This is a genomic window from Cohnella sp. GCM10020058 (genome assembly GCF_042683485.1).
GTDB lineage: Bacteria > Bacillota > Bacilli > Paenibacillales > Paenibacillaceae > Cohnella.
The window spans coordinates 755,302-765,151 of record NZ_JBHUJV010000008.1 but is presented as its reverse complement, the minus strand read 5'-3'; the positions used below and the strand labels follow the sequence as shown (position 1 = coordinate 765,151).

Below are 9,850 nucleotides of genomic sequence, written 5' to 3'. Positions count from 1 at the left end.
CTGACACTCGTCGTCGTGTCGTTAAATACATACCATTGTGACGCCAACGCAGGTTTAGCCGCCTCCCGCACGACTACTCCGGTCCCCACCTCGATCTGATTGCCGCCCTCATGCAAGACGAGATCGCCTTCGTAGTTTATGGCTTCGTCTACGCTCGCCGCGAGCTGATAGATCAGGCGGTATGGCGTGAACGTCGAAGCTGCGTAATCCGCCGGCACTGTGGTAACGGCGCTCGTGTTGCTCGTCGCGTCCCACTTCGTCCATGTCTTCGTGCCTGTCCCGTTGTACGCATTGCCGAACGTCCCGTTGTTTATCTTCCACCCATAAAAATACGCTGCGATCTCCGCAGTGCTTGGCGTGTAGGCATCGCCCCAACCGGAGTCGGCGGAAGAGACAGCCAACACTGCCGCAAATGCCGGGTTAATATATACAACGTTGGATACTGACCCATCGTATGCCGATACTAGAGGCCTGCCAGCGTAATCAATGGCGCGAGCGGTTGCCCCTACGATTGAATTTGCAATCGGAGTCGTTACCAATTTGCGCCCGGTATATGATGCTCCGTATGACCACGCCAACGCCCCATCTAACACGACTTCTCGGAACCTCCGCGTAACCCTCGGCTTACCCTCTCCATCCGTATACAGGCTATCTACTACAGAGCCGTCTACGTTGCTGCGGAGTTGGCAGTCTGGGAGGTACATGTAAGAGCCGCGTTTGGGCTCGAACGTTGTGGCCGTGGAGCCGAGTTCGAGTTGCCAGTTTTTGAACGTATACGTTCCAGCGCCAGATGCATCATTCGTAAACACGAGCAATATTTCCTTTGCGTTTGCACCCGTCGAGAAGTTCAACAAGGAAACAGTTTTGCTCAATGCCCCCGTATAAACAGAATCGACGTAAACATAACACCATGCGTCTCCTGTAATAATTCCCGACAATGTGTATTGCGAGTTAGGAATGCTAGTTATATTCCAAGTTGCAGATTGGCTGTTGGCCGTTGCCGTAAGCGTCAACGCATATGGAGCCGACAGGTCCGCGTTTGCTTGCCGTGAGTCTGGCGTTCCGGGAGCGATGTTCTTTCCCGCATTGGCGATATATACCGCATTGACATGCTTGGCATCGTCTACATACGGCCACTTAGCGGCTACTTGGGCGGCGGTCATGGAGTCGATGGCGGTGTAGTCGGCGGCGGAGATTTCGTAAACACGGAGGCCATCCGCATATCCATATTGACCGTTCGCACCAGATACAGTAACGCCGATGTTAACAAACGAGCTTGGGGCGCTGGCGGCTGTGAACTTCACATACGACAAACCGTACGACGTCGAAGAAACGATATTGCCCGGCTGAGACGAACCGCTGTCTACATGCGCAAACACGTTCAGCCCGGACGCATTGCTATTCTTCAGATTGGCGAGCGCGATATAATATTTGCCGACAGAAACGGCTCCGACGATGTTGTAATACATCGAGCCCGACGTCCCGGTTAGCGTAGCCTTGGCGGCATTGGCGCCATACATGGCATTGGAGGCGTCAAGGGCTAGTGATATCTGAAACGTCGTAAACTTCGTCACGTCGTCACAATTACCGATCCTCCCCAACAGATTAACCAACGTCCTCCCCGATATCTTGATATTACGTATACGAGAGCGTCGGGATGCTGTAATGGATTGTAAGCCGGGGGATAGAGTGACGGCTGTTGGATCGGCGGCAGCCAGATCGAGCAGATTCGTTCGCGCTGCGTCCCAGTCAGCCGCGGTGAATAGCCGGGCCGCTTTTGTGCCAATGCTCCACGCTTTCGCCAAGCCTTGATATCCCCGCGTGACGCCCGTTAAGGTATTGCCGCTCTTTCCGGTATACAGGATCGTCTCGGCCGTCTCGTCGCTGCCGATCGTCGCAAGGTTAGGTGCTGCCGGCAGTTTCGAGGCATCTGTTACCGGAACCGTCACTTGTGCAGCATCAATCGCCGCGGACAACTCCGTCTGCGGAGAATTGGCTATAGCCGGATACATCGTTTGTTGAGCCACTGATCGTCACCGCCTTAATAAAGGTTCGCCGAGATGGAATTCGAAAGGTGCTTAAAGATGTCGCCCGTGAGGATGCTTCTCGGATTGTCCAGCGCGGCAAAGTAAAGCAGGTTGCCGCCTGTCAATGCGTCGCGGATCCCGACGTGCGTGATATTGCCCCAATCGGCTGTTGCGGTCGGGAATGTGATGTCGGCGCTGTTCTTGATTGTCTGCTTGCCACTCACGGCCGCCGGCGCCGCGAAAGCTACTGCCTGACGTGCGTATGCGCCGCCGCTTACCTCGGTGCCCGTGTCCGCCGCTGTCGGGTTGGACGTATACAGCGCGACATAAACTGTCGTCGGCCGCGTGTAGTTCGTATTGCGGAAAACCTGATTCAAGATGGCAGTTGCAAGGAAGTTGCTGATGTTCGCCATAAGGGCACGCTCCTATTCGAGTTGGTATTCGATTGACAACTTTAATTGATTAATCGTAGTGGTGCCGGCATTTGTGATCTCTATCATGGTCTCCGTCGGCTCGGTGCCATCTGAGAGGATTTGCAGGGTAGTCGGTGATGCCGTGATGGTTGGCGATACGATCTTCTCGGGTCCATATGCAAACGGGTCTGTACATTTAAGCGTGATTTCCAACGTTCCGTATTTCCCGATCTGATCCGATCCGATCTTCCCGGCGAGTTTGGCGAAATAAAAGCGGTCGGGCATCTCGTCAAATACGAGCGCGCCGGCCGCTAGGGTTGGCTTGAACCAGTTATAAATCCGTTGCCGCTGACGTTCGAACGGCTCGCCGGTCTGCACGATGTCGAGCGCCATGTCGATCTGCCGTTTACCGTAATCGCTCCCGTAGTCATACGCGCCAGGCGCCCCGGCAATGTCGTCCTCATACTCTCGCAGCTCTGGCGAGCTGATCCGGTACGACAGCAGATTTACACCCATATCCGAACTATGCTGCCCGCGGTAGGTGAATCCGTTCATCCGCTGCCGCCTCCCGTCATCGCTTTGCGCAGCACTTCAGCCGCGGCATTCCCGCCCGTGCGCTCGTAGGCTTTCAGGTCGACGCCATCCTCAATGTTCGCCTCGTTGATCTCTACGCCTACAAAGCGTTCAATGTGGACCTGCCCGGATCCCGATCCGATCAGGCTGCCGATCTGTTTCGAGGTCAAGACGGGTTCGCCTTGCTGGAGGATTGCGGCGACTTCTCCCGGCAGCAGCATGTCAGGACGAGAAAACTGCATTTCCCCCGCGATGCCGCCTGAATGGTAGATCGCGACGCCGTCCTTCATCCACCTTCCGGTACCGGCATTGTATGTGGCCCCGATCTGCGCGCCGAGCTTCCGATTTGCCTCCTCGAGGTTCACCCTCTCCGCAGCACTTGCCGTCTTCCAGGCTTCGGAGTTCGCAACCATCTGATCGATCACCGACAGTATTCCAGTACCGCCCGAACCGCTCGCGGCCGGCAGGCCGGCAAGGTCTGCCTTGAGCTTCGCCATTTCCTCTTTGATCTTGGTGTTGGTAGAGACAAACGACTTCAAGCGATCATCGTCCGAAAGCTTGTACAGCTCCGTGAGGTCCCCGGTCAAATCGCTTGTCGCCGCCTTGAGGTCACTGTACCAGGACTCAACGTCCTTCTTCTGCTTGTCGATGGCGCTGAGCTTTTCGTCCCGTTCGTCATCAAGTGCGGACTTCTGGTCCTCCAGGTCCATCTGACGCAGCTTTTCCTGCAACTCCTGGTACGTCTTCTGCCCCTTCTCGCTGGTCGCAAGCCGATACTTCTCCATCTCAGCAAGGAGGTTTTGCCGCTCCCGCAGCCGTTCGCCGTCGTCGATTGCTTTTTCTTGGTCCGCGTAAAATTTTTCGATTTCGGCACGCCGCGCATCGAGCGCATCGATCTCGGCTTCCTTCTGCTTCTCAATGGCGTCAATGGTCGCCTTCGCCGATTCCTTGGCCGCCTTCTCCCGGGCCTCCGCGGCTTCCTGCTCGGCTTTTGCCGTAGCCTTCATGATGGAAACCTTGGCGTTATAGACCTGCGTGTCTGCCTGCTTGTAAAATTCCGAATCCTTCGCGTATCGATTGCGGACCCGTGTCCAGGCGTCCAGCTTCATCCGCGTGATTTCGTCTTCGGATTTACCGGCCAGCGTCATGCGGCGTTCTTCCTGCTCAATCCATTCCTGCGAAGCTGTGAAGCGCGCTTTTGATTCCTCGGAAAGCTTCTTTTGATCGTCCTCGGCTTTCTTTTTGGCGTCGTCGGCCATCTGGTCTTTCAGCTTCTTGATTCTGACCTCGACGTCCATGCGGATATCCGCGTTCTTCTTGTAACGCTCCTCCAGCTTCTTCAGGGCCTCAAGCTCCTGCTTTTCGCTCATTTGGTTTAAATCCCGCTTGTACTGGATGTATTTGAGCGATGCTTGATATTGCTCCTGCTGGATCTGCTCGGCCGTCTTCCCCTTCTTCTCCTTGTCCTTCTTATCGTCCGCTGCAGCCGGCACATCTGGATTTGTCCCGAGGATAGAGTCCCAGTTATCTGTCGCAATATCCTGTATGAGTTTGGATGCATCATTAACGGCCTTCTGACCGTTATTGATTTGGTCCTGCAGCGCATCCTTTGTATTTTTGAGGGCTGCGTCGGCCATTTCGCTATTAATCTTTTGCAGCCAATCAGGCACAAAGGAGGGCGTCTCCGGCTTGGCCCCTTTTTCGATTTTTTCAATCGTCGCCATGCTGTCCTTGGCGATCTTAATACGCGCTTCTGCTTCGGTCTTTGCGATGTTCAGGGCTTTGATCGAAGCTTCCCCGGCGGCTGCGACGCGGCTCTTCTCGCCGGAGATATAGCCCTTTAAGGCGTCGGCATTTTTAATGTGCCATTGATTTTCCTTGTCCAGTTCAATGATTAGATCCGGGTATTGCTCTTTCAGCTTCTTAACAACGGTTTCGAGTTGCATCTTTTGATCCGTCGTTAGTTTTTCATTCTTTGAGAGCTTTTCGTATTGCGAGTTCAAGGATTGTAATTCTTTGACGCTTTTGGCGTCGGCAATGACATTCTTCATCTTCTGGCGCTCAAGCTCAACCAAAGCCCCCGTTGCTTCACTCGCTGACGCTTCCAATCGCTCAATTACTTTTGGCGCATCGTCAGGCGTGTTGATTCCCAGCTTTGACAACTGGCCATCAAGATCTTTGAGCTTCCCTTGAACATCTCCCACCTGACGATTGAGATTGTTTAACGTTCCATTGTCGCCAGCTGCCCGGGCTTCTAACTGCTGTTTTTGAAGAGCTTGGAGTTGATTTTCAAGCGAGATTCGTTGCTCGAGCAAATCATTTATCTTGTCGATATCGTCTTGCATGTTTTTCAAATCCTCGGCCGACCGGTTTAAAGGGGACTCTCCAAGCTTTCGATTGAGCTCGTCTTGGTTCTGCGCAAACTTCCAAACCGATTCAGAGGTTGCGTCTGCCGCTGCCTTGTAGGCGGTAACGCCGAGGGCGACAGCGGCGACGGCGGCAATGGCCCACCCAATCGGCCCCATGGATATATTGAGCGCAACGAATGCGGCACGCAATGCGGCAATAACGGCGATCAGCGAAGTGGCGACGGTGATTAATCCGGCGACCGCCGCGGCTGCTGCCGCAAGCCCTGCGACAACTTCTTTATGCGTCTCGGCCCAAAGCGCGAAGTCTTTGACGAGCGGCATAATCGCGTCGATCAGCTTTGCCAGGATCGGGAGGAACGCCTCACCCAGTTCAGCGCGCGCCGTCTGAATCGTCTGGTTAAATTGCGCCTGCTTGCCGTTGTAGCCCTCCATGGCCGTCGCGGCATTGCCGGCGAAGATCGCGCCATCCTCCATAAACCCGTTATAGGCGGCCTGGATCTTCTGCGCGTCAGTCAGCTTGCCGGCCGTCGTGCCGATAGACTTCGCATAGCGGTCGTACATGACGCTCAGGTTCGTTGTAACGCCGACGGCGTCGGTAAGGGTACTGTTGCCCTGCTTGATGCCTTGGAGCGTCACAACGACCGCCTCGCCCCATCCGTAGTTAGCTTGACGGTTATAGGCCGCGGCATCGCCCAGTCGCGTGATGAGGTCGCGCGTTTGCTCAAGGTTAAGTCCCGAGGCGAGCGCAGTTTTGACGGCTTCCGATGCTTCGGCCACGCTCATAAACCCTTTGCTCGCCAGGTCCTGAACGAGGCCGGTCGACTTTTCAACGTTAACGTTTAGCGCCTTCGATACCTGGATCAATCCGTTATAGGAGTTCGCCATGCCGTTTGCTTCGTCAGCAAGGCTCTTGATCGTCCGCACAAGGCCCGTCAGTACGCCGGCAGCCCCCACGGCCGCCAGTGCGGCATGCAGCGCGTCGACCTTGTTTTCCGCCTTGTCCGTCTCGTCCTTGACCTCGGTCATCTTGGCTTTTAGCTTGGCGATCTGGTCATCCGTAGCGCCCACCCTGCGGAGCTGCGTCTCTAAGTGCTTGAGCTGCTGCTCGAGCACGTCAGGACGCATGTCGCGCAGCTCTTGCTGCACCTTGCGGACTTCCTTGCCGCTCAACCCGACATCATAAAGCGTCTTGGTTATCTGCTTGAAGTCCTGGTTAACCCGGCGCGCCTCATTGGCCGACTCATTTAGGCTCTGCTTCGCCTTTTGCAGTCCCTGTTGGAATCCGCTCGCGTCGAGTTCCATACGCGCTTTAATCGCGCCGACTTCCGTTGCCATCTACCCGTCACCCCCCGTCCATGCGCCGGCGCAGCGCGGACAGCGCAGACCGGTCGAATTCGTTGTCGTCTTGTTCTTCCAAGGATGCCGCCAGGCGCTGCGCGAAAGCCTTGTAGCCTTCGTCATCCATGCCCCGGTTTCCGGCCGCAAGCATCAGCGTTAGCCGCTCCTGCACGGCTACGCGCTCACGTCGGGTTACCTTGTACAGCAGCATGGGCAGGTCGACCATGTAATAGCCGTCCTCCAGCTCGCGTTGCGTTACGCCAAGTCGGATTGAACACTCGAGGAGCCAATCGGAGAGGCTGATACTTTCGCCGCGCTCGGCGCCTTCCACTTCTCGAGCGCGCCGCGGAACTTTTTTGCAGCTTCCTGCAAGTTGTTCCTTTTCGCCGTAGAGGTCAAGAACTCAATCAGCTCGTCATGCGTGACGTTGGCTTCGATCCATTCCGGCTCGAGCTCCGTCAGGGCGGCCGTCAGGCGTACAACCTCGTCAAGCGTCATGCCCAGCGCCGCGACGACGGTTGCCGTGAAGTCCGGCGTATTGCGCGCCGCGAGCAGGCTAATGATGATCTGCGGCAGCGTCTCGATCTGCTCGAACAGGGCTCGCCACTTGGCAATCGTAAGCTTGGGAATCTTCACCTGCCGGCCGCCAAACGAGATTTGTTCAGAGGCGCTTTTTTTAAAGCCGAACATAAATATCCCTCCTGAAATAGGAAAGGAGCCCCGCAGGGCTCCGTAGATTAAGCGTCCGGATCGCCGAATCCAATCAGCCGACCGGTATCGTCCGGGAATGCCGCGAACGTGATGTTAGTAACGAGTTCGCTGTCGAAATTATAGCGGTAGTTCAGGTTGAGCTGCGGCGCGGCATTAAAAAGCGTGATTGTGTCGTCCGGAGTAGAGCCTTCTGCCAATGGCTCGATGCGCACTTCTTTCGCCACCGTCAGCAGGTCGATGACCTTGTCTGCGTATACGTCCACGCGCTTTTTCGTCGGCGTGGTGCTATTGGTGACTTGCTGAGCGCCAGCAATCAGCGCAGCCAGGCGCGCATTATCCTTTTCCAGCGCCGGAACCTCGACCGTCGCGTTGCGGCCCGTGATAATACGCTTAATCGGCGTAGACCCGTATTGGTCCGCGTTGACGTCCCGGGTCGTTTCCGCATACGTCAGGACGACGCCGCCTTGCGTGAGCTCGATTACAATCGGCGTCGTGCCCTCCGGGTCAAAAGTTACCTTACAAGGTCCGAGCTTTACCTTCGTCAGATCAGCCATGCTGTTCGTCCTCCTTCACAATTTGAATGGCTCCCGCTTCCTCGAGGCCAGCGGCCACGGTCGGCGCGCATGAAAATGTCTCGCCGGCGCGCTTCAGATCGGGCTGCTTGCCCGTTCCGAGGTTTACGGCATTGCCCGGCAATACCTGAACCGTTTGCTTCTTGGCGGTCATGTGCATCACCTCACGATTGCATGATTAGGTCAAAATTGACGCTATAGATGGGTCGTCCGTTCTCGTCCTGGCCGAGGTAAAACGGCGTGGACTGGTCTGCGGTGCAATGCACGACGCGCCAGCCCGCCACCTTAAATTCGGTCAGGTTGTGCAATTTGGACAAGAGCGACCATGCGACCGACTCGGCCCCACCGTCTCCCTTCGGCGCCCCGCGCACAAGAACCTGAAATGCCGGCTGCACCTTGTTGCTCCATTGGTCCGGCGCAACGCCACCGGTCAAGCGCACGATGCCCGCCGCGTCAGGGTGATCGGTACGGAATTCGTTGCCGTAATAAGCGTACGGAACGATCGGCTTAAGCCAGTTGATGATGTCGACCGTCGTCAGCATCTACCGCAGCTCCTTAGCGATTTCTTGGGCGAGCATTTGCTCATATTTGACCGACCGGGCTTTAAGCGGCCGGCTCAAGAACTTCGGTCCGGTGCCGGGCGTGGATGGGTCTTTGATTTTCGGCATTTCGTGCAGATGGAGGGCGTAATCGTATGCCCATCCGCTTTTACTGGTGCTGATCGCCCGGTACGATACCGTCCCTGTGACGCGTCCTCGCGAAGTCGTGACCTCGACGGAGACATGCGATCTAAGGTTCCCCGTCAGCTTCGGGGCCGTCCGGTTCGATTCCGCCTTCAGATCCTCCATGATGAGTTTCATGCCACGCTCGGCGCCGCGGAGTGCCTGGTCGCTGGCAAAGTCCATGCCTTTGAACACGTCTGTGATATCGATTGAGAACTCGTCCATCAGCAGTTCACCGCCAGTATCATCGGCATTCCGATATTGTTGCGCAGCAGCTCGACGGATATCGGGCTGCGCCGCGCCAGGACTCCGGCACCGGTCTTGTATTCGACCTCATCCGTATGCGGCACGGTTGCCCACGCCGGAAAGTAAAGCTGCACCGAGGAAACGACCTCTTGGCCGCGAGAGTCCTTCACGACCTTGCTCGTCTCGTCGATCCGGCAGGGCATCGTCACCGTATCGCCATCCGGCACGTTTCCGAATGGGTCGATGTCGTCCGGGTCTGTACTCTTTCGAATGACCGTCGCACGGTCTGGAAAGTGCATCATACCCGGTCACTCCTCTTATAAGGACCGATCAGCGCTTCAACCACCGGCGGCAGCCCGCCCGCTCGCCCTTTCGAGTATGTGACCGAATAGGAGTTGCCCAGGCGCTCCGAATCCTTGCCCCACTCGCCTGCGTAGATCATGCGCGATAAGATGATGGCGGCGCGCTCGATAGGCGTCGGTAGCGCTTCAGGCGCCGGGTCCGCATCTTCTGGCGCGGTCTGGCCGGGCAGCAGGTAGCCGGCCGTAAGCGTAAGCCGTACATTGCGCTCGCCGCTATCCCATCCACTGGCGCGGTAAAGCATGCCCGCGGACGCCGCGACCTCGTAGCCTTCAACGTCGCTACCGCCGACCTTGGCGCCGGAGACGGCCAGGATCGGATAAGAGCGCGTACGCAGGTACTTCGTCCCGCTGCCGTCAAGGACTTCGGATCGCTCGCCATACCCGAGCTTTTGCCCTAACTCCTGTTCGATCCGCGTCGAGGCTGCAGCCAGCACGGCCGATAGCTCCTCGTCCTGGTCCGTAATACCGGCAGGAATCAGCAGCGCGCGTTTAACTGCGTCGAGCGTCGCGAGCATGC

The 9,850-nt window shown here is 56.7% G+C and carries 11 protein-coding genes and 1 pseudogene; all 12 read right to left on the bottom strand.

Annotated elements, in window-relative coordinates:
- A pseudogene (locus tag ACFSR7_RS15590) lies at positions 1–2,027 on the bottom strand (hypothetical protein); the annotation flags it as partial.
- Positions 2,028–2,041: 14 nt separating this feature from the next.
- Complete coding sequence (locus ACFSR7_RS15585) at positions 2,042–2,440, bottom strand: phage tail fiber protein (protein ID WP_378163028.1); 399 nt, start codon at positions 2,438–2,440, stop codon at positions 2,042–2,044.
- Between the two features lie 12 nt (positions 2,441–2,452).
- Positions 2,453–2,995: a distal tail protein Dit gene (locus ACFSR7_RS15580; RefSeq protein ID WP_378163026.1), complete on the bottom strand. Its 543-nt coding sequence runs from the start codon at positions 2,993–2,995 to the stop codon at positions 2,453–2,455.
- Positions 2,992–6,717 (bottom strand): hypothetical protein, encoded by a 3,726-nt coding sequence (locus tag ACFSR7_RS15575; RefSeq protein WP_378163025.1) that lies wholly within the window; start codon positions 6,715–6,717, stop codon positions 2,992–2,994. The genes ACFSR7_RS15580 and ACFSR7_RS15575 overlap by 4 nt, the downstream gene beginning before the upstream one ends.
- A 7-nt stretch (positions 6,718–6,724) precedes the next feature.
- Positions 6,725–6,946: a hypothetical protein gene (locus tag ACFSR7_RS15570; protein WP_378163024.1), complete on the bottom strand. Its 222-nt coding sequence runs from the start codon at positions 6,944–6,946 to the stop codon at positions 6,725–6,727.
- 29 nt (positions 6,947–6,975) lie between these two features.
- On the bottom strand, positions 6,976–7,410 hold the full coding sequence (locus ACFSR7_RS15565) for a hypothetical protein (RefSeq protein WP_378163022.1): 435 nt from the start codon (positions 7,408–7,410) through the stop codon (positions 6,976–6,978).
- 47 nt (positions 7,411–7,457) lie between these two features.
- A complete protein-coding gene (locus ACFSR7_RS15560) occupies positions 7,458–7,985 on the bottom strand; it encodes a hypothetical protein (protein ID WP_378163021.1) in 528 nt (175 codons plus the stop codon).
- Complete coding sequence (locus ACFSR7_RS15555) at positions 7,978–8,157, bottom strand: hypothetical protein (protein ID WP_378163019.1); 180 nt, start codon at positions 8,155–8,157, stop codon at positions 7,978–7,980. Before ACFSR7_RS15555 ends, ACFSR7_RS15560 begins: the two co-directional genes overlap by 8 nt.
- A gap of 10 nt (positions 8,158–8,167) precedes the next feature.
- Positions 8,168–8,545 (bottom strand): minor capsid protein, encoded by a 378-nt coding sequence (locus tag ACFSR7_RS15550; RefSeq protein WP_378163017.1) that lies wholly within the window; start codon positions 8,543–8,545, stop codon positions 8,168–8,170.
- Positions 8,546–8,950 carry a hypothetical protein gene (locus ACFSR7_RS15545; RefSeq protein ID WP_378163015.1) on the bottom strand — a complete coding sequence of 135 codons (405 nt, stop codon included), beginning with the start codon at positions 8,948–8,950 and terminating at the stop codon, positions 8,546–8,548.
- Positions 8,950–9,273, bottom strand: a complete 324-nt coding sequence (locus ACFSR7_RS15540) for a hypothetical protein (protein WP_378163013.1) — start codon at positions 9,271–9,273, stop codon at positions 8,950–8,952. Before ACFSR7_RS15540 ends, ACFSR7_RS15545 begins: the two co-directional genes overlap by 1 nt.
- A complete protein-coding gene (locus ACFSR7_RS15535; RefSeq protein WP_378163011.1) occupies positions 9,270–9,848 on the bottom strand; it encodes a hypothetical protein in 579 nt (192 codons plus the stop codon). The genes ACFSR7_RS15540 and ACFSR7_RS15535 overlap by 4 nt, the downstream gene beginning before the upstream one ends.
- Positions 9,849–9,850: the final 2 nt, after the last annotated feature.